Annotated in this window: 22 protein-coding genes; 9 read left to right on the top strand and 13 right to left on the bottom strand. The window is 73.1% G+C overall.

Annotated features, from left to right (window positions below; all coding sequences use genetic code 11):
• Positions 1–42: 42 nt before the first annotated feature.
• From FB457_RS31145 to FB457_RS31105, 9 genes are all read right to left on the bottom strand, one after another.
• Positions 43–273 carry an MbtH family protein gene (locus FB457_RS31145; RefSeq protein WP_047019284.1) on the bottom strand — a complete coding sequence of 77 codons (231 nt, stop codon included), beginning with the start codon at positions 271–273 and terminating at the stop codon, positions 43–45.
• A gap of 149 nt (positions 274–422) precedes the next feature.
• Entirely contained in the window at positions 423–1724 is a 1302-nt protein-coding gene (locus FB457_RS31140) for an ATP-binding protein (RefSeq protein ID WP_145784037.1), read from the bottom strand.
• A gap of 9 nt (positions 1725–1733) precedes the next feature.
• The gene (locus FB457_RS31135) at positions 1734–2387 is read right to left on the bottom strand and encodes a response regulator transcription factor (RefSeq protein ID WP_047020619.1); all 654 of its coding nucleotides are present in this window, start codon (positions 2385–2387) and stop codon (positions 1734–1736) included.
• A gap of 245 nt (positions 2388–2632) precedes the next feature.
• On the bottom strand, positions 2633–3436 hold the full coding sequence (locus FB457_RS31130) for an alpha/beta fold hydrolase (RefSeq protein WP_047019282.1): 804 nt from the start codon (positions 3434–3436) through the stop codon (positions 2633–2635).
• A 124-nt stretch (positions 3437–3560) separates the two neighbouring features.
• Positions 3561–4865, bottom strand: coding sequence for a (3,5-dihydroxyphenyl)acetyl-CoA 1,2-dioxygenase DpgC (gene dpgC / locus FB457_RS31125; protein ID WP_047019281.1), 1305 nt, complete (start codon positions 4863–4865; stop codon positions 3561–3563).
• On the bottom strand, positions 4862–5524 hold the full coding sequence (gene dpgB / locus FB457_RS31120; RefSeq protein WP_078898563.1) for an enoyl-CoA-hydratase DpgB: 663 nt from the start codon (positions 5522–5524) through the stop codon (positions 4862–4864). The genes dpgC and dpgB overlap by 4 nt, the downstream gene beginning before the upstream one ends.
• 14 nt (positions 5525–5538) lie before the next feature.
• Positions 5539–6669, bottom strand: coding sequence for a 3,5-dihydroxyphenylacetyl-CoA synthase DpgA (gene dpgA / locus FB457_RS31115; protein ID WP_047020618.1), 1131 nt, complete (start codon positions 6667–6669; stop codon positions 5539–5541).
• A gap of 128 nt (positions 6670–6797) precedes the next feature.
• Positions 6798–8189, bottom strand: coding sequence for an aminotransferase-like domain-containing protein (locus tag FB457_RS31110; protein WP_047019279.1), 1392 nt, complete (start codon positions 8187–8189; stop codon positions 6798–6800).
• A gap of 182 nt (positions 8190–8371) precedes the next feature.
• Entirely contained in the window at positions 8372–9490 is a 1119-nt protein-coding gene (locus FB457_RS31105; protein WP_486589204.1) for a prephenate dehydrogenase, read from the bottom strand.
• Positions 9491–9710: 220 nt separating this feature from the next.
• Here FB457_RS31105 and hppD point away from each other — a divergent pair, with 220 nt between their 5' ends.
• Positions 9711–10817, top strand: a complete 1107-nt coding sequence (hppD, locus tag FB457_RS31100) for a 4-hydroxyphenylpyruvate dioxygenase (protein ID WP_047019277.1) — start codon at positions 9711–9713, stop codon at positions 10815–10817.
• On the top strand, positions 10798–11931 hold the full coding sequence (locus FB457_RS31095; protein WP_047019276.1) for an alpha-hydroxy acid oxidase: 1134 nt from the start codon (positions 10798–10800) through the stop codon (positions 11929–11931). The genes hppD and FB457_RS31095 overlap by 20 nt, the downstream gene beginning before the upstream one ends.
• Before the next feature lie 272 nt (positions 11932–12203).
• On the opposite strand, the gene FB457_RS31090 is transcribed toward FB457_RS31095, so the two are convergent.
• The 4 genes from FB457_RS31090 to FB457_RS31075 all read right to left on the bottom strand — a co-directional run bounded on the left by FB457_RS31090 (position 12204) and on the right by FB457_RS31075 (position 16209).
• On the bottom strand, positions 12204–13088 hold the full coding sequence (locus FB457_RS31090) for a ParB/RepB/Spo0J family partition protein (protein WP_347615697.1): 885 nt from the start codon (positions 13086–13088) through the stop codon (positions 12204–12206).
• Positions 13089–13832: 744 nt separating this feature from the next.
• The gene (locus FB457_RS31085) at positions 13833–14390 is read right to left on the bottom strand and encodes an LmbU family transcriptional regulator (protein WP_145784035.1); all 558 of its coding nucleotides are present in this window, start codon (positions 14388–14390) and stop codon (positions 13833–13835) included.
• A gap of 390 nt (positions 14391–14780) precedes the next feature.
• A complete protein-coding gene (locus tag FB457_RS35495) occupies positions 14781–14939 on the bottom strand; it encodes a hypothetical protein (RefSeq protein ID WP_173534905.1) in 159 nt (52 codons plus the stop codon).
• Positions 14940–15201: 262 nt separating this feature from the next.
• On the bottom strand, positions 15202–16209 hold the full coding sequence (locus FB457_RS31075) for a sigma factor (RefSeq protein WP_047019274.1): 1008 nt from the start codon (positions 16207–16209) through the stop codon (positions 15202–15204).
• 133 nt (positions 16210–16342) lie between these two features.
• Between FB457_RS31075 and FB457_RS31070 the strand changes: the two genes are divergently transcribed.
• The 7 genes from FB457_RS31070 to FB457_RS31040 all read left to right on the top strand — a co-directional run bounded on the left by FB457_RS31070 (position 16343) and on the right by FB457_RS31040 (position 25397).
• On the top strand, positions 16343–17566 hold the full coding sequence (locus FB457_RS31070; protein ID WP_145784033.1) for an FAD-dependent oxidoreductase: 1224 nt from the start codon (positions 16343–16345) through the stop codon (positions 17564–17566).
• A gap of 138 nt (positions 17567–17704) precedes the next feature.
• Positions 17705–19471, top strand: a complete 1767-nt coding sequence (locus FB457_RS31065) for an ABC transporter transmembrane domain-containing protein (RefSeq protein ID WP_145784031.1) — start codon at positions 17705–17707, stop codon at positions 19469–19471.
• Between the two features lie 29 nt (positions 19472–19500).
• Complete coding sequence (locus tag FB457_RS31060; protein ID WP_253911531.1) at positions 19501–20730, top strand: DUF4032 domain-containing protein; 1230 nt, start codon at positions 19501–19503, stop codon at positions 20728–20730.
• 154 nt (positions 20731–20884) lie between these two features.
• Positions 20885–22126 carry a histidine kinase gene (locus tag FB457_RS31055; protein ID WP_047020615.1) on the top strand — a complete coding sequence of 414 codons (1242 nt, stop codon included), beginning with the start codon at positions 20885–20887 and terminating at the stop codon, positions 22124–22126.
• A gap of 47 nt (positions 22127–22173) precedes the next feature.
• Positions 22174–22959 carry a LytR/AlgR family response regulator transcription factor gene (locus FB457_RS31050; protein ID WP_145784029.1) on the top strand — a complete coding sequence of 262 codons (786 nt, stop codon included), beginning with the start codon at positions 22174–22176 and terminating at the stop codon, positions 22957–22959.
• 1 nt (position 22960) lies between these two features.
• On the top strand, positions 22961–23578 hold the full coding sequence (locus FB457_RS31045; protein WP_047019269.1) for a hypothetical protein: 618 nt from the start codon (positions 22961–22963) through the stop codon (positions 23576–23578).
• Between the two features lie 25 nt (positions 23579–23603).
• Positions 23604–25397: a sodium/solute symporter gene (locus tag FB457_RS31040; RefSeq protein WP_047019268.1), complete on the top strand. Its 1794-nt coding sequence runs from the start codon at positions 23604–23606 to the stop codon at positions 25395–25397.
• Positions 25398–25622 lie beyond the last annotated feature (225 nt).

Genomic DNA, 25622 nt, shown 5'->3' with positions numbered 1-25622 from the left:
GCCACGAATTACCTCCAGTGTTCGTCGTCGGGCCGGGGCGTCCTAGCGGGCGGCGGCCTGCTCCTGCCTGTCCATCTCGTCGATCAGGCTCTTCGGCCGCATGTCGGTCCAGTTCTCCTCGATGTAGTCCATGCACGCCTTGCGGCTCTCCTCGCCGAACACGGACTTCCAACCGGCGGGGACTTCGGCGAAGGCGGGCCAGAGGGAATGCTGGTTCTCATCGTTGACCAGGACCAGGAAAGTGCCGTTCTCGTTGTCGAACGGATTCGCCATGACCGCTCCCGTCGGTGGGGTTTCCTCAAGTCGGAATACACACTAACCAGGCGGGCAGAAGGCGACAAGGTTGGACAACCGGAAGGTGTCCAACTGTGAATTGTCAGCAGTTGGACGGGAGTTATTCGGGGGAAACGGAAAGGGCCGTCTCAGAAATGGGCCGGCGCGGTGCCGGGCTCCGCGAGCTTGGCCACCCGGACGTTCTCGCCCGGCCCGTCGTCGCGCAGCGGGAAGACGACGGTCACGGCCAGCCCGCCCCCGGCTCTGGCCTCGGCGGTGAGCGTGGCGCCGTGGGCGGTGGCGATGGAGCGGACGATCGACAGGCCCAGCCCGTGGTGGCCGTCACCGGCGGTGCGGCGGAGCCGCTGGAAGGGGTGGAAAAGGCGCTCGACCTGGTCCGGCGGCACCGCGGCGCCGGTGTTGCGGACGGAGAGGTAGGCGCCCCCGTCCCGTACTCCCGTGGCGATCTCGACGCTGCCGCCGGGAACGTTGTAGTCGATCGCGTTGTCGAGGAGGTTGGCCACCAGGCGGTGGATGAGGGCCGAGTCGCCGGAGATGCGGGCCGGTTCGACGGCCGAGCGGACGGCCAGCTCGCGCCGGCCGATCTCCGGCCGGAAGGCGGGCAGGACCTCGTGGGTGAGCGCGGCGAGGTCGAGCGGTTCCTGGCTCTCCAGACCCCGGTCGCTGCTGAAGAGGGTGAGGAGCGACTCCAGGAGCGTGGCCTGCTGTTTGCTGATCGTCAGCAGCCGCTCGAAGTTGGCGCGGAAGGACTCGAGGGTGGCGCCGCGGTCGATGAGGGTTTCCTCCAGCAGCGCGTGTTCGAGGGTGAGGGGTGTGCGCAGCTCGTGGGCCGCGTTGGCGACGAACCTCTTCTGCGATTCGAGCGCCGTCTCCAGCCTGCCGAGCAGCCCGTTGACGGTGTCGGCGAGGTCCTTCAGCTCGTCGGGCGGGCCGCCGGTGACCAGGCGCTCGTGCAGGTTGCGCGCGGAGATGTGGCGGATGGTGCTCGTCATGGTCCGCAGGGGGCGCAGGACGCGGCCGGCGACCACCCAGCCGAGGCCGATGGCGATGACCGACATGATGGCGAGGGCGAGCCCGGACTGCATGAGCAGCCGGTCGAGCATCGCCTCCCGCTGATGCCACGCCTGCTGGCGCATCCCCTCGACGATGCCGCTCTCCTGGCTGCCGAGATCCTCGTCGAGCCGGTAGGTGCGGGTGTCCGCCTGCGCGGAGGACTGGGCGGAGCCGTACTGCACGTCCTTGAAGGTCACCAGCCCGCCGGAGGGGCGGGCGACGAGGAGGTACGTGATCGCCAGCAGCACGGCGCCGGAGAGGACGAACAGCGAGCCGTACAGGAGGGTGAGGCGCACCCGGACCCGCCGGGGTGTGAGCTGTGCGGACAGGGCGCCGACGCGCTTCAGGACGGCCAGGTGCGGTCGCGACAGCCCCATGGGCGTACCTCAAATCCGGTAGCCGCTCCGCGGCACCGTCTCGATCACCGGGGGCAGACCGAGCTTGGAGCGCAGGCGGTTGATCGTGGTCTTCACCGTGGTGGTGAACGGGTCGGCCGCCTCGTCCCAGACGCGTTCGAGAAGCTCCTCCGCCGAGACCACGCGGCCCTGGGCGGAGAGCAGGCACTCCAGGACGGCGAGTTCCTTCGGGGTGAGCGTCAGCCGTTCGCCGCCGCGGGTGGCGAAGCGCTGGGCGGGGTCGAGCCGGAGGTCGCCGTGCTCCAGCACCGGGGGGACGGCGGGCTGGGCGCGGCGGGCGAGGGCCCGCAGCCGGGCGACCAGCTCGGCGTAGGCGAAGGGCTTGGGCAGATAGTCGTCGGCGCCGAGGTTCAGTCCCTCGACGCGGTCGATGATCGTCCCGGAGGCGGTGAGCATCAGCACCCGCGCGTGGTGGGGCTGGGAGACCAGTTCCTTGCACACCTCGTCGCCGTGGACGCCGGGGAGGTCGCGGTCGAGGACGACGACGTCGTAGTCGACGGTCATCGTGCGCTCCAGCGCGTCGGATCCGTCGTACACGACATCGACGGCCATACCCTCCCGGCGCAGCACCCGTGCCACCGAGTCGGCCAGCTCGGCGTGGTCTTCGACTACCAGAACCCTCATCAGCGGCACCTGCCGGAGGTCTCGCGGGCGCATGGAGAGGATGCGGCGGACGGGCATTCGAGAACGGCCGTCACGGCTGACGATCCCCCACCTTGCGTCACACTGCGGTCACAGCGCTTCACTTCGTCGTGTCCCGTACTCGGTTGGAAGCGCCTTCAGACTAGCGCGGCCGGGTGTAGGGCCGGGGTTTCAGCGGACGGGTTCCGGCCGTGCCTTCCTGCTGGTGGTGAGGGCGGGAGGCGGGTTCAGGCGGCGGCGAAGAAGTCGAGGACCGCCGCGTTGACGGCGTCCGGCCGCTCCAGGTAGCCGTAGTGGCCGCAGCCGGGAATCTCGACATAGGCGGCGTCGGGAATGGCGGCGGCGACCTCGCGTGACAGGTGCGGGCGGATGACGAGGTCGTCGCCGAAGCCGATGACCAGGCAGGGGCGGGATATGCGCGGGTACGCACCGAGTCGGTCGACCGTCGTCTGCAGCTCCAGTTGCCCGCGGAAAGCCGACATGTCGACGGCCGTCAGCTCGAAGACGTCGAGCCAGTCCCGAAGGGTCGCCTCGTCGTTCAGCGTCTGCGGGGAGAGGTTCTGGAGGGCGTTGACGTAGGCGGCGTAGCGCGGGGGGAGCTTCACGCCGCTGTCGCAGAGGTCGAGTTCGGCGGCGGTCATGGCCGAGACCAGGCCGTCGGCGCGCCCGGTGGGCGCCATGAGGACGGCCTGCCGGACCAGTTCGGGGCGGGCGAGGAGGAGTTCCTGGACGATGCTCGCGCCGAGGGAGAACCCGACGACGCGGCACGGCGCGAGGTCCAGGTGCTCGATGAGCCCGGCGGTGTCGGCGGCCATGTCGGCAAGGGTGAAGCCTTCGGGGCAGGGGTCGCTCGGGGGCATGCCGCGGTTGTCGACGGTGATCACCCTGTGGCCGGCGGCGGTGAGGGCGGGCACCTGGTGGGTGCGCCAGATCCGCCCGGGGGCGCCGGTGCCGGTGACCATGACGACCGGTTCCCCTGCGCCGTGGTCGTCGAAGCCGAGGGTGATCCCGTTGATCCTGGCGGTGGTCATCGGGCTCGCTCCTTTCCTGCGGGCGGTTTTCCTGCGGGCGGTCTCAGGGGCCTGCGGCGGCCGGTGGCGCTACGGCGGCGGCTGCGTCCGCGGCAGCCGGGCGTCCGGCTGCCGCGGACGGTGGTCATGCCGACCGTTGCGTGAATCTGCCGACCTTGCCGACGACGTCCGCGCCGTGGATCCGCAGGGCCTGCTGGAGCGCGAACTCGGCCATGTAGCGCCGGAACTCGGCCGCCGGCTCCTCGGCGACGTTGAGCATGTGCCGGTTGGGTACGACGGCGGGGCCGCCGAGCCGGTCGACGGCGGCGGCGATCGCGTCGTCCATCGCGGCCGGTTCCACCACCTCGTCCAGGACCAGCCGTGCGTCGGGGTCGGTCGCGGGCAGCCGGCGGTCCTGGAGGATGACCTGGCGGGAGATCCGCGGGCCAGTGTGCCGGCCGAGCCGGAGGTTCCCGGCGCCCGGCACGATGCCCTCGCGGGCGGCGGGCAGGGACACGTACGCGTCCGAGGCGGCGAGCACGTGGTCGCAGACGAGGAGCAGTTGCATGCCGCCGCCGATGGCGAAGGTGTCGACCGCCGCGATCCAGGGTTTCTCCACGGTGCGGGAGTGCCAGGATGCGCCGCCGACGCCGCGCACCCCGCGGACGATCTTGTGGATGTAGCCCAGCTCGCGGCGGAGCAGGAAGCCCACCAGCGAGATGTCGCCCGCGTGCAGGCTCTTGAGGTTGATGCCGGAGCTGAAGACGCGCTTGCCGCGGTAGCGCGGATGGGTCATCTCGCCGCCGCGCAGCACCGCGACCCGGACGCCGGGGTCGAGGAGCGCGAGGTCGACGGCGGTCTCCATGTCGTCGACCTGCTGCTCGTCCTCGGCGTTGAGGCAGTCGTCGCGGTGCATCGTCAGATGCGCCGCGCCGTCGCGCCGTTCGAGCCGGACGGAGCGGGTGTCGACCAGGCCGGTCTCGGTGAACCGCGGGAGCAGTTCCAGCGCGCGGGGCGTGGGGCGCAGCATGGCGTCGAGCAGGTGGGCGCCGGCGACAGGGGAGGCGAGCACGGCCCGCAGGAAGATGCCCTGGTCGATCTCGTGGCCTTCCTTGCCGGCCTGGAGCCTTTTGCGCTCGGCGGCCAGTTGCCCGGCGGTGGGTACGAGGCCGGGGTACGCGACGGCCGCGGCGGAGACCAGGTCGGCGAGCCGCAGGGGTGTGGTGCGGCCTTCGGTGAGCCGATCGTAGACGGCGTCCACGTGGGTGTCGAGGAAGGCGGTGCGCAGCGCACGGGCCTCGTCTTGTACACCGGCGGCGCGGGTCCGCTGGGCGGCCGTGCGGGCGTCGGGAGGCGGCAGTGCCGCGATCGACTCCTCGGCGCGGGCGAGCGCCGCGCCGACGCCGGCCCAGCCGTCGCGGGCGGTGACCGCCCGTACGTCCCCGATCACGAGTCCACCCGGGCGGCGTCCGCGCGCAGCGACCGGTCGCAGGCGGCGAGGTGCCGGCCGAGTGCGTCTTCGAAGCTGGTCGTGGTGGCGTCGAAGAGCAACTGCCGGCGGATGGCGACTTCCTTGCCGGACAGCCCGCTGGCCATCCCGGCGGCCGCGGCGACGCCGCTCGCGGGGTCCGCGGCCAGGTCGTCGACGAGGCCCAGCGCCTGTGCCTCGGTGGCGTCGATGGGCAGGCCGAAGAGCACGGCCCGGCGGACGCCGGCCGCGCCGGCCAGCTGGACGAGCCGGTAACCCGCCATTCCGGGCCAGGTGGCCTCCCCGTCCCGGGCGACGAGCAGCCGGGTGCCGGGGGTGGCGACGCGGATGTCGGCGGCGAGGAAGGCGTCGAGCGCGGTGCCGCCGCAGTCGCCGCGGGCGACCGCGACCGTGGCCGCCGGCAGCCGTTCGAGCCGGCGCAGCGCCCGCTCCCACTTGCTGACCAGTTGGACGTCAACCCCCCGGGTCCAGCCCGGCCCGGGGGTCCCGGTGACGTACACCGTGACCACGCCGGTGCCCTCGCCGTCCTCCGCCTCGTCGCAGACGGCGGCCAATTCCTTGACTGCCCCGGCCGTCAGCGGCTCGGCCCCGTCGATTCTCAGCGTGAGCGTGTCGCTCATCGCATCCTCCGCTCTCACCATCGGACCAGGGCCGTTTCGATCGTGGAGCCCGGGCCCATGGTCATGAGCACGCCGTGGTCTCCGGGGTGGGTGACGTCCTCGTCGAGCAGCCGCTCGTACGAGAACAGGAAGGAGCCGCTCGAGACGTTGCCGTAGTCGCGCAGCACGCCGACCGTGTGGCGGACGTCGTGGCGGGTGAGTCCGAGGTTGACGACGACGGCGTCGATCACCTTCTTGCCGCCGGAGTGCACCAGCCAGTGCCGGATGTCGCTGCGGCGCAGGCCGGTGTCCTCCAGCAGCCGGTCGACGACGAGTTCGGCGTGGGCGCCGACGACGTACGGGATCAGCGGGTCGAGGAAGAAGCTGAACCGGTCCTGGTCGCGGTCCCAGTCGTAGCGCATCGCCTCCAGCGCCTCGGGGATGAGGCAACTGGCGAACTTCAGCACGTCCGGGCCGCGGGCGCCGTCGGGGCTCACAAAGGCCGCGCCGGACATGAGCGCGACGGCGGCGGCGCCGTCGCCGAAGAGGCTGTTGACGACGGCGGTGCGCATGGTCTCGTCGAACGCGTACGCCGCGGAGCAGGCTTCGGCACAGAGGACGACGGCGAGTTCGCCCGGGTGGGCGGCGGACCAGCCGCTGACGACGTTCAGCGCGTTCAGCCCCGCGTTGCAGCCCATGCCGACGATGTCGGAGCGGCTGCAGTGCCGGTCGATGCCCAACTCGCGGATCAGCAGCGCGCTGAGCCCGGGGGTGAGGAAGCCGGTGGACGTCACGCAGCAGAGGTGGCGCAGGTCCGACAGCTCGTGGCCGGCGCTCTTCAGGCAGGCGCGGAGGGCTTGCGCGCCCATCTCGATCGCGGTGGCCTTGTGCTTGTCGAGCAGGTCGCCCTGCGGCTCGGAGTGCCGGACTCCGTGCTCGTCGGGGGCGGGCAGCGTCAGATGGCGCCGCTCTATCGCGCTGTTGAGGAAGACGGAGCTGATTCTGGGGTCGGTGATGCCGAAGGCGTCGAGCACCTCCTGCTGGGTGTACGTCGTGGGGGTGGCGGCGGTGCCCACCCCGAGGATGCGGGGCCGGTACGGACCCGGCACCTGTGCTGTCGCGGATCGCGGATCCAGGAGCTCCTCGCTCTCCAGGCCGGTGATCATCGGAAGGTCCACCCCCACATGCGCTTCTTGCTACGCGGTCGTTGTGCTCCGCTGATGCCGTTCACGTGCGGTCCTTTCCCACTGGATTCGGACGGTCGGGGAAGGGAGATCGGGAAGGATCCGTGGTGTCACGCGGCCCTCGTCCCGGCTTCGATGAAGCGGGCGAGGCGTGCGGCGCCCTCGTCGATCTCCTCGGTGGTCAGATAGCTGGTGGAGAGCCGGAGGGCGCGGTGGCCGCCGCCGGCGCCGGGGTGGAAGTGGCTCATCGGCGTCCAGATGACGCCGAAGTCCTGGGCGGAGCGGGTGAGCGCCGCGTCGTCGGCGGGGAACGGCACCTGCACGGTGAGGAAGAAGCCGCCCTCGGGCCGGTTCCACCGCACCCCCAGCGCGTTCCTGCGGGCGGCGGGCAGCCGCTCGTCCAGGGCCCGGAGCATGGTCCGCATGGCGTCTCCGTAGTACGCCGCCGCACGGGAGTTCAGCTCGGAGACGAGCCCCTGCGCGGCTAGCAGCGCGCCGGCGACCGCCGCCTGGCTCAGGGACGGGGTGTTCACCGTCACCATGCTCTTGATCCTGGCGAGCTCGTCGGCGAGCAGGCTGGTGGCTCCGGAGTCGTCGGCGACGGTCTGGTCGGCGACGGCGAAGCCGACGCGGGCGCCGGGGAAGACGGTCTTGGAGTAGGACCCGAGGTGGACGACGCACTGGGTGCGGTCGAGCGACTTCAGGGTGGGCGGCGGGGGTCCCGGGCTCACCAGCCGGTACGGGCTGTCCTCCAGGATGAGCAGGTCGTGGCGGGCGGCCAGGTCCAGCAGGTCCGTGCGGGCCCGGGGCGTGAGCGTGGCGCCGGAGGGGTTGGAGTGGTCGGGGACCAGGTAGAAGGCGCGGGGGCGGCGGCCGCGCGCCTTCTCCGCCAGCACCGCCGCCTCGAGATCGGCGGCGTGGAAGCCGTCTTCGCGCTCCTCCACGGGGTGCACGGCGACGTCGAGCAGCCGGGCCGCCCCGGTGATGCCGACGTAGCACGGGCTGGCGACCATCAGGACGTCGTCGGGGCCGCTGATGAGTGCGCGCAGCACCAGCAGCATGGCCTCCTGGGCACCGACGGTCACGACGACGGACTCGGCCGGCACGTCGATGCCCTCGTCGGCGCGGAGCGACTCGGCGATGATCTCGCGGATCTGACCGGCGGTCGGGCCGTACTGATAGAGGGCGGTGCGGATGTCCTCCGGGGTGCCGCCGCGGGCGGCCAGGTGGTCGAGGTAGGTCCGCATGTGCGTGAAGACCTGCTCCGTGTCGAAGAACCCGTCGTACGGCCGGCCGGGGGCGAAGGAGATCGCGTCGGGGTAGCGGAGCGTGATCTCGTTGAGGAAGTTCATCGTGTCCAGCAGGGGGTCGGACACGCTGCCGTGCAGCTCGGCCTTGCGCAGCGGGCGCGCGGCCGGGGCGGGCGTCGAGGGCGCGGCGCCCGGCACCGGGACGTTCGGCACGGCACCGGCGACGAGCGCTTCGGGACCCGGAGCAGCCATGGAATTCCCCCTCGCGAAGGCAATTGGCGACGTCTTCTTCCGGCGCTTAGAAAAGCACGACCCCGCGTATTTCGACAACGCCGTCCAAGAGAGCAATCTGCACACTTGGACACGCCCGAGCGCACTTGGACAATTTCCGCGGTTGGACGGCCGTGTAGGCGTACGTGAGAAAGCGGCGTGGGTCATCGGGGAACGGGTGTGAGTTCGGCGTCTCCGCCGTCGGTCTCCGCGTCCCACCCGTCGGCCCTGAGTTTCGCTGCGATTCGGCAGACGTCGGACGGGTGCACGCGGCACCGTACCGTGAATCCGCCGCCCGCGGCGGCGTCCACCGACGCGCTCTCGGCATCCACGCCGAGGCCCGCGACCGCTCCGAGGAATCGCCCCAACTCCCCCGGGCGGCCCGGGACGGCCACGCGCAGCGCGGGGGTGTTCCCGGGGGGCTCCGGGCGGGCGCCGGGGATCGCGCCGAGGCCGGCGATGCCACGGTCGAGCAGGTCGACGACGGTCCGCAGGCCCTCCTCACGGTCCCCGGTGCCCTGCCCGGCGAGCGCGTCGAGCGCCGGCACCAGCCGGGTCAGGTCGGCGTGCACGTTCCGTACGACCCCGGCGAGAGCCGCCGCGTTGGTCTCGATGATGTCCGCCCACAGCCGGGAGTCCCCGCCCGCGATCCGCGTGACGTCGCGCAGTCCCTGGCCGGCCAGCCGGGAGACCCCGGCAGGGTCGTCCCGCAGCCGGGCGGCCATCAGGCTGGCCAGCAGGTGGGGCACGTGGGAGGTGAGGGCGACGGCGTCGTCGTGGGCGCGGCTGGCCATCACCAGCGGGACGGCGCCGCACAACTCGGCCAGCCGGCGACCGCGCTCCAGGGTGGCGCGGGAGGTGAGCCGCGACGGGGTGAGCACCCAGGGGCGGCCCTCGAAGAGGGTGCCGCGGGCCGCCAGCGGCCCGGAGCGCTCGCGGCCGGCCAGGGGGTGACCGCCGACGTAACGCGCGGGCTGGGGCGCGGCGTTCAGCGCGGCCCGTTCCGGCACGGTCTTCACACTCCCCACGTCGGTATAGGCGCGGGCGAGACCACTCCGCTGCACGTCGACCAGCACCGTGCCCACCTTGCTCGGCGGGACCGCGATCACGGCCAGGTCGACCGGCCCCGGCGGCTCCTCTGCGAGCCCGGCGCCCAGGGCCGCGGCGGTGCGGGCGGCCGTGGCGTCGGTGTCGGAGAGGTACACCGCCACCCCTTGGCGGGAGGCGGCCAGCGCCACGGAGGTGCCGATCAGGCCGGTGCCCACGACGGCTATGGAGCGAATCACCAGACATCCCCTGCCCGAAAGAACCTGATCGAAGGATTGCGCTCGGAAGATCCAGCACGAAAGCCGTGGAACGAATAGCGGAAACGGCGCAACAGCTTATGCACAAGGGCCGCCGACCAAAAGCAGTGGAGTCCAGAAAAAGACGTTCGTAGCCAGATCCACGGCCGGTCGCCTACAGTCCGGGAAACGCATGCCACTTCGTGACCAGGGGACAGTCATGCATGATTTCAGCGAGGCCGGAGTTCCGTTCGGCGACGTGGCCATCGACTACGTGGAGATGTACGTCGGAAGCCTGGAGGCCGCAGCTTTCGACTGGGTCGACAAGTACGCCTTCTCGGTCGTCGGCACCGGCGGCTCGCCGGAGCACCGCAGCATCGCGCTGCGCCACGGCCGCATCACCCTCGTGATCACCCAAGCCACGTCCGACCAGCACCCGGCGTCGGCCTACGTCCAGGCGCACGGCGACGGGGTGGCCGACATCGCGCTGCGCACCGCGGACGTACGGGCCGCGTTCGGCGCGGCTGCGGCCGGCGGCGCCAGAGTGGTGCGCGAGCCCACCGCGCACGACGGCGACGGGCCGGCGGTGACGGCCGCGATAGGCGGGTTCGGGGACGTGGTGCACACGCTCGTGCAGCGCACTCCCCGGGCGGGCGCGGGGCTGCCGGTGGGGTTCGCACCGGCGCTGCGGGAGGACGACGGCCGCGCGGACGCGGTGGGGCTGGACGAGATCGACCACGTCGCGGTCTGTCTGGACACCGGCAGCCTCGACCCCACGGTCGACTTCTACCGGCAGGCGCTGGGCTTCGAGTTCGTCTTCGAGGAGCGCATCGTCATCGGCTCGCAGGCGATGGAGTCGAAGGTCGTGCAGAGCCGGTCGGGCGCGGTGACGCTCACGCTGATCCAGCCGGACCCGACCGCGGACCCGGGCCAGATCGACGAGTTCCTCAAGGGTCATGAGGGCTCCGGCGTCCAGCACCTCGCCTTCTCCTCGGCGGACGCGGTGCGTTCGGTGCGCACCCTGGCGCGGCGCGGGGTCGCGTTCCTCACCACCCCGGGCTCGTACTACGACATGCTCGGCTCGCGGATCCCGTCGCTGAGCCAGGCGCGGCTGACAGACCTGCGGGCGACGAACGTGCTGGCCGACGAGGACCACGACGGGCAGATGTTCCAGATCTTCACCGCCTCCAGCCACCCGCGGCACACCCTGTTCTTCGAGGTGATCGAGCGCCAGGGCGCGCAGACCTTCGGCAGCGCGAACATCAAGGCGCTGTACGAGGCCGTGGAGCTGGAGAGGACCGGCCAGCGTGGGCCCTCCCGGCGCTGACTCCCGGGGCCGCACGGTCCACACGCTCGCGGACGTCGAGCGGGCCGCCGCCGCTGTCCTGCCGCCCGGGGTACGGGACTTCGTGGCGGGGGGCAGCGGCGCGGAGACGACGCTGGCCGCCAACAGGGCGGCGCTGAACCGGGTGTGCGTCGTGCCGCGGGCGCTGCGCGACGTCTCCGTGTGCTCGACGGAGTCGACGCTGCTGGGGCGCCCGGTGGCCATGCCGGTGGCGGTGGCGCCGGTGGCATACCACCGGCTGGTGTGCGCCGAGGGCGAGACGGCCGCGGCGCGGGCGGCGAAGGCGGCGGGGGTGCCCTTCACGGCGAGCACGCTGAGCAGCGTGCCGATCGAGGAGATCACGGGCGCCGGCGGCAGGATCTGGTTCCAGCTCTACTGGCTGCGGGACACGGCTCGGACCCTCGATCTGGTGCTCAGGGCGGAGGCCGCCGGCTGTACGGCGATCATGCTCACGGTCGACGTGCCGTGGATGGGCCGCCGGCTGCGGGATGTGCGCAACGGGTTCGCGCTCCCCGGGGGCGTGCGCGCGGTCCACCTCGCCGCCGCGGACTCCACGGCGCACCGGCGCCGCAGCAGCGCCTCCGCGGTCGCGGCGCACACGGCCGAGGCGTTCTCGCCGGCGGTCACGTGGGAGTCGGTGGCCGCCCTGCGGGCGCGCACCCGGCTGCCATTGATCCTCAAGGGTGTGCTCGACGCCAGGGACGCACGCCGCGCGGTGGATTCGGGGGTGGACGCGATCGTGGTCTCCAACCACGGCGGGCGGCAGCTCGACGGCGCGGTGCCCAGCATCGACGCACTCCCGGAGGTCGCCGCAGCGGTGGGGAGCGGCTGCGAGGTGCTGATGGACAGCGGCGTCCGCGGCGGGACGGATGTCTTACGGGCGCTCGCGCTCGGCGCCTCCGCGGTGCTGGTGGGGCGGCCGGTGATCTGGGGGCTGGCCGCGGCCGGTGAGACGGGTGCGCGGCGTGTGCTGGAACTGCTGGGCGACGAGTTGCGGGACGCACTCGGGCTCTCCGGCTGCACGGACGTCACGGATGCCCGCGAACTGCGCACCGTACGCGGTGCGATGAGCGGGTGCTGCGGGAGCGCGCCTTAGGCGTACGGCACCCGCGCGCAAGGCTGCGGCCCGGGTTCGCCGGCAACGCGGTGGGCCCGGGCGTCCAACAGCTTGTTTCGAATGGTTGGACACGCGTGGAATTTGGCCGAGGGGACAGCGAAACGTGCGTGTCTTCATCCCAGCACCAGACGAAGACACGCACGCCGCGCAGGGACCACCGCCGTTTTCCGGCGGGGTTCACCTGCTTTCCCTGCTGTCTCACCCGTCGCGCTTGGCTACGGTGGCTCCACGGCGTTCGGAACACGCCGCGATCACAGCGGGCGGGCGCTCTCGCGTTCCATCCGCATCGCGATGTCCTTCCAGATGCCGGCGCATTCACGCGCCAGTTGGGCGACGACGCCACGGCAGTGCGCGGGTACGTTGCCGATGATCTCCTCCCACTCGTCACCGCTGAGTGTGTGAATGTTGAGCAGCCGCAGGAGCGTCCGGCCGGTTTCACTCAGCCGCAGCGCGGGGTCGGCCTTCAGCCGGTTGACCGCCGAGCCGCGGTCGTCGACCGTTATCCGGACCGCCGCGGCCGTCGTCGCCACACCCGCGGATACCGCCACCACCTTCGGTCTGCTCTCGATACGCGCCGTACTGCGCTGCCGCGGCACCGGCAGCGGGCCCTCCCCCCTGCGCATGCGGTTTCTGACGTCCCTGACCGTTTCCGGGGAGATCCCCGCGGCCCGGGCCACCTGCCGCAGCGACAGGCTCGGATTCTCGCTGATCATCCGGCTCGCGATCCTGCGCCCCTCGCTGCCGTTGAGGGGCCGTACGCGGCCGTCCTGGCCGACCCGGTGGCCGGTGGCCGCGGTGTCCGCCGACTCACGCCGGCGGATGGCCGCGACGGTCGCCGGGGCGATGCCCGTCACCGACGCGATCATCCGGTCCGACCACTGCGGATGCGACAGTATGATCCTGCTCGTGGCCCGCTTCCGGTCCGCCATGGTGAGCGGCAGCCCGTGGGCGATGTTCGACTCCACGGCGAGGACGAAGGCGTCCGCCTCGGTCCCGTCGAAGAAGCGGACGGCGATGGTGTCCTGACCGCGGAGCTCGGCGGCCCGCAGTCGATGAAGCCCGTCGATGACCCGCATGGTCGCGCGGTGTACGACGATGGGCGGTAGTTCGGCCTGTGCCTGCGCCAGTACTCTCACATGCTCGCGATCTTCTCCCGAAGTCCGAGGCGAGCCCGCTCTCCGTAAGCTGCGGACGTCGACCTCGACCGGCGTCTGATCGAGATGCCCCTGCACGGACGTCAACTTCAATTCCTCCCCGATCCAACTTCCGGTGGGACGGGCCGTGACCCGAACCCATTCGTGCGATTACCGGAACTCGAACAATCCCTTGACGCAGCCGTACTGATGTGGTCGCCGGCAGAACCGGCGGCCGAGAGGTCAGACCTCTCGATACAGGGGACGTGGGGGTGATCGGAATGATGTCAGACCGACGCGGACACCGGCTCCGCTGTCGACGCCATTCGATTCTCCCCCCTACTCGCTTCGCTCCCGGACGAAGCGAGTGAATGTTCCCCCGTTCGGACATCGACTCTAACAGCGCCGTCACCGATCAGACACCCCACGCCCCACCGAACACAGTTCACCCCACCAGGCATTTGACATGCGCCGTCCATGGCCGTTCTTCAAAATCACAGCTCGCCCGGGGCGGAAGGCGAGAATCCGGATAAATGCCACCCCGGCGAGCGCCTGCGTCACGAATTCACAGAAAGGCTTTGCGGTGTCACACGTCGCATGAATCAAGACGCCTTGTCCCGCCGGCGGGACAAGGCGCGCGAGCGCATCGGGCAATTACCGGAACGAAACATTCCGCAGAATGGGCGTCGGCGCGCGCGGGTCGCACACCAACACCGCGCGGGTTCACGGGAGTCGCCCACCCACCGGTTATCCGGAGGCGTCCGCGGGCTCTTCCGCCGCCTCGTCCAGCATCAGGACCATCCATTCCATCAGTCCCAGACCGACGGCCTCGGCGGCCTTCTGCCACCGCACCCGGCGCTCCGCCACGACGCTCATCTGGACGAGCGACGAGCCCGCGCCCTCCGCGGCGACGCGGCGGCTGGCCCGGATCTGCTTGCGCAGCTCACTGCGGGTCCACCGGCCCCGCTCCGCGCGGCTCAGCCACTCGTCCTGCGCGCCGGCCGGCATCCCCGCGACCTCCGCGTGATGCTGGAAGCTGAGCTTGTCCCGCCGTCTCGAAGGATGGAATTTCCCCGCCACCCAGGCGTAGTTGCGAAGAGTCTGATAATCGAAAGAAGTCTCCGCCAGGGCGCGTTTGTAGCGGTCCGGGTAGTGGCTCCTGCCGTAGATGAGCCAGTCGCCGAGCCACCACGCCGAGGAATCCGCGATAACGAAGATCTGCCGCCCCAGATGGCTCCATTCGGCCAGCGGCAGGCCGGGCGGAAGGGACAGCGCCGTACGCCGCGTGGTGGAACGGCCGTTCACCGACAAGCGGTTGGGGGGACGCGACGGGGCCGGAGACGTCGGCGCCTGGCTCGCGGACGGGTGGCCCGAAGCGCGGACCGCCGGGTTCGTCACGGGGCCGGCTCCGCGCGAATCTCCCATGGACATGCTGCGCACCTCACCTGCCGATCTGGGACGCGCTTCCTCGTCAACCCGACCGGACAACCGCCGGCCTGCTCCGCAGGGCCGCGGTCCGCCGACCGGGCCGCACGCGATCAACCGTGCTGGGCCCATCATCCGTGGCGGCAGGTTGCAGCGCGGTGACAGCGTTCCTCTCCTGTGCCTGCTTTCACCTCAACCACCGCTGCGGGTGGACCGTGGGTTGCACCGCGGTTACGGCAGGCGTTCCGGCGCAGTAACCCTCCCCCCGATCTACTTGTCACCAAACCCCGAGCCGACGGTGCCGGCCCGCTGCCGCGCCGGACGAGGAGGATCCATGGCCACCCAGACCCGGTACTGCGCCGAGTGCCGCGCGGCGTTCACCTGGACGAGCAGCAGCCCCAGCAGGAGGTTCTGCGGGCCGCGGTGCAAGGCGCGGTGGTGGCGCGGCCAGAATCGGCAGGTCGCCGCGGGGGCCAACGGCGCGGCGCCGGGGGCCGAGCCGCACGTGCCGCGGGTGCCGGAGCAGCCGGCTCTCGGCACAGCGCACGCGTGTCCCAACTGCGGACAGCAGCTCACGGTGGTGAACGTGGTGGTCCCGCTCGGGGACAGCCCCGGCGGTGGCCGGGGAGGACAGGCGCGCGAGGGTGCTCGCGGCGGATCACGGCTGAACGGCAGGCCGGGGCAAGGGGGGTCAGCCGTCGAGGGGCTGTAACTTCAGCCGGCCGAGGTGGTCCGGGTCGGCGATCACGTCGATGCCGACGATCGTGCCGTTGGCGACGGCGAGGGCGAACGCGATCCGCGGCCGCCCCTGCTGCATCCACACCAGCCCCGGCGAACCGTCCACCAGCGCCGGGCGGGCGGCCCTGAGCCGCCCTGTGAAGACGTCGGCGACCGCCACCGCGCCGCGCACCTCCTCCGCCGCACCCGCGGCCACGGCGGCGGCGTCGGCGCGGAGCACCACGTCGGGGTCGAGGAGCGCGACGAGCGCATGGAAGTCCTCCCCGCGCGAAGCGGTGAGGAACGCGCCGGCGATTGCACTCCAGCGCGCGGTGACGCCCCAGTCCGCCGGCACGCCCTTCTCCTCATCGGCGCTTGCGGCGTACGAACCGGCAGAGCGTGCGCCCGGCGCGTCCCCGGCGTGGTGCGGGCCGTCCGCGCGGTCGGCCGCGGGGCCCTGCACGCGCCGCCGGGCCCGGAGCGCCAGTTGCCGGGTCGCGGCGGGCGAACGCCGGACGATCGGCGCGATCTCGTCGTACGGGACCGCGAACAGGTCGTGCATCACGAACGCCAGCCGCTCGGCGGGCGCCATCGAGTCGAGCACGGCGAGCAGCGCGAGCCCGACGGAGTCGCCGCGGAACCCTTTCCGGTGTTCTTCCGGCGTGTCCGTTCCCTCGGGTTCAGGCTTATCGATTGCTGCTTTTTCTGCATTTACGGGCTTTTCGTCTTCCATGGGATCCAGCGGGCCGTGCCCCCGCGCCGCCCGGGCCCGGAGGATGTCCAGGGAGACCTCGCCCACGACCGTGCGCAGCCAGCCGTCGAGGCTCTCCACCCCGTCCGGTCCCGCACGGCTCACCCGCAGCCACGCCTCCCGCACGGCTTCCTCGGCCAGCTCGGCCGAGCCCAGAACCCTGTGGGCGACCGCGTGCAGATGCGCGCGATGCTCCTCGAACCGCAGGGCCAGGAACTCGTGCTCGTCCATCGGGTCCTTCCTCCGTTCCACCTGTCACCACCGTGACCAGCGAAGCGCGGCCGATGTGACAAGGGGGCGGCCATGGTGCTCAGGTCGTGAGACGGCGTTGCCGTCCGCGCGGGGCCCGTGGTCCGATCGCCGCATGACTCGCCGCATCGTGATCGTCGGGGCCGGCATCGTCGGCTCGTCGCTGGCCCGGGAGCTGGCGGGGCGGGACGGATGTCATGTCACCGTCCTCGACCGCGCCCCCGCGGGCAGGCTGTACGGGTCCACGGGCCACGCGCCCGGCTACGTCGGCGTGCTCGGCGAGGCCCCGGTCCTCACCGAGCTGGCCCGCGCCACCGTGCGGATCTACCGAGGGCTCACAGACGACTACGACGGCACCGGCGGTGGCCGTGAGCGGGCCGGCGCCGGCTTCGAGGAGACCGGCTGCCTGGAGGTCGCCACCACACCCGCGGCGTACGAGACGCTGCAGGGGCGTGCCGCCGTGGCGCAGACCGCGGGGCTGGCCGCCCGGTTGGTGGGGCCCGAGGAGGCCGCGGCGCTGGCGCCGCGGCTCGTCGACCCGGACACGGCCGTGGCCGGGCTGCACTTCCCCGGCGACGGCACCGCCCGCGCCGGGCTGCTGACCGCGGTGCAGCGGCGCCGGGCGGAGGCGCGGGGCGCCGAGTTCGCCGACGGCGCGGAGGCGACGGGCCTGGAGATACGCGCCGGGCGGGTGCACGGCGTGTGGCTCGCCGACGGCACGCTCGTGCCGGCCGACGACACGGTGCTCGCCTCCGGGATCTGGGGCCCACTGCTCGCCGCCCGGGCGGGCGTGGACCTGCCGCTGACGCCGGTGTCCCACCCGTACGTCTACGGCGGACCGCGCCCGGCGCGGCATCCGCGCGGGCCGTTCGTGCGCTGGCCCGAGCACCACGCCTACGCCCGCGACCACGGCGACCGGGACGGGATCGGCACCTACGACCACGACCTGCGGCCGGTGGCACCCGCGGACCTCGGGGTGCGCGCGGAGGAGCCCTGGCCGGGCGAGCCGTTCGACGGGGCCGTGGCCGCGGCGCTCGCGCTGCTGCCGCCCGCACACCGCTTCGCGCCCGCCGTCCGGCTCAACGGGGTCTTCTCCGTCACCCCGGACAACCTGCCGCTGCTCGGCCCGTTCACGGGGCTGCCCGGGCTGTGGTCGGCGACGGCGATCTGGGTCACGCACGCGGCGGGCGCGGCGGCCGCGCTCGCGGAGGCGATGGACGGCGGCGAGCCGGGCGCGGGGCTCGCGGCGTTGGCGCCCGACCGCTTCGCGGGCGAGCCTGCCGGGGAGCTGCGCGGCCGGGCGCTGCGCCACTACCGGGACATCTACGCCGCGGGGTGAGGCACCGGCGGCCCGGCGGCTACGCGGAGCCGGACCGGCGGCCCCGGAGGCGCGGGGCCGCTCCGGGGGCCTGTGGATAACTTCCGGCGCTGTCGGGCCGGCGCCGTAGGATCCCCGTGAGATCACCGGAGGTGCGCAATGGCCGTGGACGAAGCCCCCGAAGCAGGCACGCCGCCGTGGCGGATGCTGCTCGCGTACGCGCGGCCGCACCGCTGGGCGCTGCTCGCCGGAGCGCTGCTGTCACTGGCGACGGGCGCCACCGGCCTCGCGCTGCCTCTGGTGGCGCGGTCGCTGATCGACGACCTGTCCCACGACCGCTCCATCGCCGGTGCGCTGATCGTGATGTCGGTGCTGGTGGTCGCCAACGCCGGGGTGGGGGCGCTGGGTTCGTACGTGCTTCGGCGCACCGCCGAGTCGGTGGTGCTGACGGCGCGGCGCCGGCTCAGCTCGTATCTGCTGCGGCTGCGGATAGCGGCCGTGGACCGCACGGAGCCCGGGGACCTGATGGCCCGGGTGACCTCCGACTCCACGCTGCTGCGCGAGGTCACCACCGACACCCTCGTCGGGCTCGGCACCGGCGGTCTGACCGCCGTGGCGACGCTGGTGCTGATGGGCGTCGTCGATCCCGTGCTGCTCGCGGTGACCGCCGGCGTGATCTTCGCGGCCGGGACCGTCATCGGCGTCATCGTGCCGCGCATCAACCGGGCCGCCAAGCGGGCCGCGGAGTCCGTGGGCCTGATGGGTGCGGCGCTGGAGCGGGTCCTCGGCGCGCTGCGCACGATCAAGGCGTCGGGCGCCGAGCACCGCGAGGAGCGGGCGGTGCACGAGGCGGCGGAGGAGTCGTGGCGGCAGAGCGTGCGGGCCGCCAAGTGGTCGGCGCTGGCCGGAAACACGGCCGGCCTGTCGATGCAGGTCGCGTTCATCACCGTGCTGGCGGTGGGCGGCGCCCGGGTGGCGACCGGGGCGATCGACGTCGGCACGCTGGTCGCCTTCCTGCTCTACGTCTTCTATCTGATGTCGCCGATCCAGCAGGTGGTGAGCGCGGTCGCGCAGTACCAGACAGGGGCCGCCGCGCTGGAGCGCATCCGCGAGGCGCAGCTCCTGCCGGCCGAGCCCGCTGCGGAGCCCGCGCCGCTGCCGGAGCCGGGCGCCGAGCCGGCGGCGCTGGCCTTCGAGGACGTCCGCTTCCGGTACGCGGACGACCTGCCGTATGTGCACCACGGCGTCAGCTTCGCGATACCGCCGCGCGGCATGACGGCGTTCGTCGGCCCGTCGGGGGCGGGCAAGACCACCGTCTTCTCCCTCATCGAGCGGTTCTACGAGCCGACCGCCGGGCGGATACTCCTCGACGGCCACGACGTGACCCGCTGGGAGATACCCGCGCTGCGCGCCGCGATCGGGTACGTGGAGCAGGACGCCCCCGTGCTCTCCGGCTCGCTCGGGGACAACCTGCTGCTGGGCAACGCCGCGGCCGGCGAGGACGACGTGCGGGAGGTGCTGAAGACCACCCGGCTCGAGGAGCTGGTGGCCCGGCTGCCGCAGGGTCTGGACACCCTCGTCGGCCACCGGGGCACCAAGCTGTCCGGCGGCGAGCGCCAGCGCGTCGCGATCGCCCGCGCGCTGCTGCGCCGGCCCCGGCTGCTCCTGCTCGACGAGGCCACGTCGCAGCTGGACGCGGTCAACGAGGCGGCGCTGCGCGACACCGTCGCGGAGGTGTCGCGGGACACCACGGTGCTCGTCGTCGCCCACCGGCTGTCGACCGTCACCAGCGCCGACCGGATCGTGGTGATGGACCGCGGCGAGGTGCGGGCCGTCGGCACGCACGCCGAGCTGGTCGCCGGCGACCCGCTCTACGCGGAGCTGGCCACCACCCAGTTCCTCGCCGCGGCGGCCGGCAGCGCATGATGGAGGACGAACGACCGAGGAGGACCGCCGTGCGCCCTGAGCTGCAGATCAGCGCCACCAACCCGGAGCACCCCGCCGCGCTGCTCGACCTGCCCTGGGAGCTGCCGCTCGACGTCTGGCCGGAGGACTGCCTGGTCGACCTGCCGCGTGGCATCTCGCGGCACGTGGTGCGCTTCGCCGAGGCCGGCGAGGAGGTCGTGGCCATCAAGGAGGTGCCGGAGCGCGCCGCCCGCCGGGAGTACGAGCTGCTGCGCGACCTCGACCGGCTCGGTATCCCCGCCGTGGACGCGCTCGCGGTCGTCACGGGACGCACCGGCACCGACGGCGAGCCGCTGGAGCCGGCGCTGGTCACCCGGCACCTGGTGGGCTCGCGCCCGTACCGGGCGATGTTCGAGACGACGCTGCGCCCGGGCACCGTGAACCGGCTCATGGACGCGCTGGCCGTGCTCCTCGTCCGGCTGCACCTGGCGGGCTTCGCCTGGGGCGACTGCTCGCTGTCCAACACGCTCTTCCGCCGGGACGCCGGGGCGTACGCCGCGTATCTGGTGGACGCCGAGACCGGGCAGATCCAGCCCCGGCTGAGCAACGGCCAGCGGGAGTACGACATCGAGCTGGCCCGGATGAACATCTCCGGCGAGCTGATGGACCTGGAGGCCTCCGGGGCGCTGCACCCGTCGATCGACCCGATCCCGTTCGGCGCGGCCATCGCCGAGCGGTACGGAGACCTGTGGCACGAGCTGACCAGACAGTCGGTCTACCCGGCCGACAAGCGGCACTACATCGAGCGCCGCATACGCCGCCTGCACGACCTCGGCTTCGACGTCGCCGAGATGCAGATCACGCACTCCCCGGGCGGCGACACCGTCTCGTTCGTGCCGAAGGTCGTCGACGCCGGCCACCACCAGCGCCAGTTGCTCCGGCTGACCGGCATGGACACCGAGGAGAACCAGGCCCGCCGGCTGCTGAACGACCTGGAGAGCTGGATGGCGACCCAGGACGACTACGCGCCCGGTGACCCGCTCGGCGCCCGGCCCGAGGTGCTGGCGCACCGCTGGGTGCGGGAGGTCTTCCGGCCCACCGTGGGCGCGGTGCCGCTGGCCCTGCGCGGCCAGCTCGACCCGGCGCAGGTCTACCACGAGGTGCTGGAGCACCGCTGGTTGCTGGCCGAGCAGAAGCAGCAGGACGTGGGGCTGGAGGCCGCGGTCGCCGACTACGTCGAGAACGTGCTGCCGGGCTCTGTGGCCGGTACCTCCGGCTGAGAGCACCCACGTCCGGCCGGCGGCGCCTCCGCGGCGGGCTGCGGGGCCTCCGCCACGTCCTGCGGCCCGCTGACGGCACCGCCGGGGCTCCCTGCCTGACGACGCCCGCTGCCGCCGACCGCCCCCGGCGCGGTAGCGTCCGTCCATGCCCGGGATGTCGGCCGCCACCGCCGCGCTGCTGCTCGGAGCCGTCGTGGTGCTCTGCGCCGCCGCGGTGCTCATCGGCGTGCGCGTCGCGCGCAACCAGCAGTACGGCACGGCGCAGGAGCGCGCCGCGTACGAGACGCTGCACACCGCCTCCCTCGCCGGCCCCCCGCTGCGCGCCGGCCTCACCGCGGACACCGCCCGCCGCGCCGCCCCGCACCTGCGCGACCTCCTCGGCGCGCCCGCGCTCGCGCTCGCCGACGGCAAGGGCGAGCTGCTGGCCTGGGACGGCCCCGAGGGCAAGCCGGGCCACGACCACTCCGAAGCCGTCCCCGGAGCCGCGGCCCAGGTGACGGAGAGCGGCCGCACGCAGGTCGTCGGCCCCCGCGAGGTGGCCTGCACCTGGCCGGACTGCCCGCTGCGGCACGCCGTCGCGGTGCCGCTGGCGGTCGCCGGCCGCGTCGACGGCGTGCTCGCCGTCTTCACCTCGCAGGCGTCCGCGGGCCTGGTCCGCGCCGCCTCCGAAGTGGCCCGCTGGGTCTCCGCGCAACTGGAGCTGGCCGAGCTGGACAGCTCCCGGGCCGCCGCAAGCGAGGCGGAGCTGCGGGCGCTGCGCGCGCAGATCTCCCCGCACTTCATCTACAACTCCCTGTCCACCGTCGCTTCCTTCGTGCGCACCGACCCGGAGCGCGCCCGCGAGCTGATCGTGGAGTTCGCCGAGTTCACCCGCTACTCCTTCCGCCGCCACGGCGACTTCACGTCCCTCTCCGAGGAACTGCGCTGCATCGACCGCTACCTGCTGCTGGAGCGCGCCCGCTTCGGCGGCAGGCTGGAGGTCTCGCTGCGGGTGGCCCCGGAGGTACTGAGCGTGGTGGTGCCATTCCTGTGCCTGCAGCCGCTGGTGGAGAACGCGGTACGGCACGGGCTGGAGAAGAAGCCGGGACCGGGCCGGCTCACGATCACCGCGGCCGACGGCGGCAGCGAAGCGCTGATAAGCGTCGAGGACGACGGCGCCGGCATGGCGGCGGAGACGCTGGCCCGCATCCTGGCCGGGGATCTGGCCGAGCTGGCGGGGGACGCGCCGCGGGCGCCGGGCATCGGGCTGCGGAACGTCGACGAGCGGCTCCGCCAGGTCTACGGGGACGCCTACGGGCTCGTCATCGAGACCGCTCCGGGCGCCGGGACGAAGGTGCACGTCCGGGTGCCGAAGTTCCATCCGGACGCGGTGCAGAGCGGCCCCGGGGGGATGTGAGCGAGAGACGGGTTTCGCTGCCGCCGCGCCCCGCATAGGGTTCCCGCATGCTGCACACTCTCGCCGTCGACGACGAGGAGCCCGCCCTGGCGGAGCTGGCGTACCTGCTGCGCCGAGACCCGCGGGTGGCCGAGGTGCAGACGGCCGGCGACGGGCAGCAGGCGCTGCTGGCCCTCGACCGGGCGCTGGCCTCGGGCCGTTCCGTGGACGCCGTGTTCCTCGACATCGGTATGCCGGGTCTGGACGGGCTGGCGCTGGCCCGGCTCATATCCCGGTTCGCGCAGCCGCCGCGGGTGGTGTTCGTCACCGCGCACGAGGACCACGCGGTGGAGGCGTTCGCGCTGCACGCCGCGGACTACGTGCTCAAGCCCGTGGCGCCGGAGCGGCTCGCGGAGGCGGTGCGCAGGTGTGCCGAGTCGGCCGCGGAGCCGGTGCCGGAGGAGCAGGAGGAGCCGGCCGGTGCGGCGCCGGCGGAGCGCGCGGCGGCGCCGGACGAGGTCATCAGCGTGGAACTCGCCGGTGTCACGCGATTCGTGCAGCGCAGCGAGGTGCTCTACGCCGAGGCGCAGGGCGACTACGCACGGTTGCACACCGGCGGCGGCAGCCACCTCGTCCGCATCCCGCTCGCGACGCTGGAGGAGCGGTGGGGGGCGGCCGGCTTCGTCCGGATCCACCGCAGCCACCTCGTCGCCCTGCACCACGTGCGCGAGCTGCGCATGGAGGCGGGGCGTACGTACGTGGTCCTCGGCGGGCACATGCTGCCGGTCAGCCGGCGGCATACCCGCCAGGTCCGCGAGATGCTGGTCCGACATCCCCCCACGGCGGCGGTGTGACGTGGCGGGCGATCGGGGGATCTCCGCGGCGAAGAGCGGCACGTGGAAGAGCGGTACGACCGGCGGCCGCGTAGCGAAGGCGAGTTCCCGGAAGAGCAGCACGCAGAAGGGCGGGACCGGGAAGAGCGGCGCGCAGCGGAACGGCGACGCCGATGCCACTCCGCAGACCGGAACGCCCGGCTCCCGCGTGCCCCGCAGCCGCACCCCGCAGAGCACCGCCGCGCCCGGACCCCCCGAGCCGCCGCCCCGCGTGACCGTCGCCCACCCCCGCACCCTCGCCGCCCGCAGCTCCCAGCCGCCGCCCGGCAGCCGCGCCCTCGTCGCCGACGACCTGGGCCGGCAGACCCCGCTGGGCGACGTCTACCTCCGCTCCCTCATGCGCACCCAACTGCGCCTCGCCGCCTTCGTCGTGGGCGCCCTCGGCGTCGTGCTCGGCGCGCTGCCGGTGCTGCTGGCGACGGTGCCCAGCGTCCGCGACAGCACCCTGGCCGGCGTGCCCGTGCCGTGGCTGGTGATCGGGGTGGCGGTGCACCCGGTGATCCTCGCGCTGGCGTGGGTGTACCAGCGCCAGGCACGCAAGAACGAGGCCGAGTTCGCGGACCTGGTCGAGCGGTCGTGACCGCGGTCGTGACAGGACACAGCACGTGAACACCCTCCAGCCCGCCATCGCCGTGGCCGTCGTCTGCCTCGCCACCGCCCTGTTCGGCGTGTACGGGCTGCGCCCCGGCCGCGCCACCTCCGACTTCTACGTCGCCTCCCGCGCGGTGACGCCGCTGCAGAACGCCTCCGCGATCGGCGGCGAATACCTGTCAGCCGCGTCCTTCCTCGGCATCGCGGGGCTCGTGCTCGCCTACGGCGCCGACATGCTCTGGTACGGCGTCGGCTACACCGCCGGCTACCTGGTCCTCCTCGCCTTCGTCGCCGCGCCGATGCGCCGCTCCGGCGCGTACACCGTCCCGGACTTCGCCGAGGCCCGGCTGCAGTCCAAGCGCGTACGGCAGCTCGCCTCGGTGCTCGTCGTCCTCATCGGCTGGCTCTATCTGCTGCCCCAGCTCCAGGGCGCCGGGCTCACCCTGCGCACCGTCACCGGCGCCCCGCTGTGGGTCGGCCCGGTGGCCGTCGCGGCGGTGGTGATGACGACCGTCGCCTCCGGCGGCATGCGCAGCGTCACGGCGGTGCAGGCGTTCCAGTACTGGCTGAAGCTGACGGCGCTCGCGGTGCCGGTCATCTTCCTGCTGCTCGCCTGGCGCGCGGACGGCGCGCCGTGGCCGGACGCCGACGCGCCGCCGCGGTTCCGGGACGCGACGACGGTGACCGTGCACCAGGCGGTCGACGTACGCGTCGAGGATCCGGTGCGGGTCACGGTGCACGGCCGGCTCGACGGCGAGCGGCTGGACGGCGAGCGGGTGCGCATCGGCCCCGGCGTGCACGCGATCGGCGAGGAGACCCGGGTCCGGTTCCCCGCCGGCGCCGACGTGCCGCACCCGGTGGACGAGGAACCCGTCGACGGCCTCGACTGGACGCGCCCGCTGTCCGGTACGGAACACCCCGGCTACGGCACCTACTCCCTGCTCATCGCCACGCTGCTCGGCACCATGGGCCTGCCGCACGTCATCGTCCGCTTCTACACCAACCCCGACGGCCCGGCCGCCCGCCGCACCACCTGGACCGTGCTGTGGCTGCTGGCCGCCTTCTACCTGCTGCCGCCGCTCTACGGCGCCCTCGGCCGCCTCTACACCCCCGAACTCCTCATGACCGGCCGCACGGACGCCACGCTGCTCCTCCTCCCCGACCGGCTGCTCGGCGGCGGCCCGGCCGCGGCGGTACTCGGCACGCTGCTGACCGCGGGCGCGTTCGCGGCGTTCCTCTCCACCGCCTCCGGCCTGACGATGTCGGTGGCGGGCGTGCTGGGGCAGGAGCTGGAGCGCAGACGGGCGCGGCGGGCGACGGCCCCGCCGGGCAAGGCGGCCGACGCCCGCGCGGAGGTGCGGGCGACCGTGCGCCGGCTGCGGCTCGCCGGGGTGGCCGCGGCGGCCGTGCCGTGCGTGGCGTCGCTGGTCGTCGTGGAACGGCCCGTCGCGGACGTGGTGGGGCTGGCGTTCGCGGTCGCGGCCTCGTCGTTCTGCCCGCTGCTGCTGCTCGGCATCTGGTGGCGCGGACTGACCCCGCAGGGTGCCGCCGCCGGGCTGCTCACCGGCGGCGGGGCTGCGCTGGCGACGGTGGCGGCGACGATGTTCGGCGTGCAACCCGGCGGCTGGCCGGGGGCGTTGCTGGCGCGTCCGGCGGCGTGGACGGTGCCGCTCGCGTTCGCGGTGATGGTGGGTGTCTCGTGGCTGACGAGGCGCAGCGTGCCCAGCGGTACGGCGCACGCGCTGCTGCGGCTGCACGCACCCGAGACCCTGGACCTGCCGCGCCGCCCGGGGCGTACGGCGGGCTGACCGAAGGCGCACGGGCCGCCGCCCCACCGTGCTTCGGGCGGCCGGCCCACACGTACGAGCGCCCGGCGCACCGCGTACGGCCGCCGGCGCACCGCTCACCGCCCGCCATCCGGTGCGAACCACCGCCCGGCCGACCGCTCGTCGTGCCGTCGCTACCGCTCGGCGCATCCGCGCCGCCGTTCACGGCACCACCGGCGCACGGCGGCTCGCGCGGCGGCCCCCGCG

The organism is Streptomyces sp. CNZ287, assembly GCF_007827615.1.
This window is presented reverse-complemented; position numbering and strand designations above follow the sequence as displayed.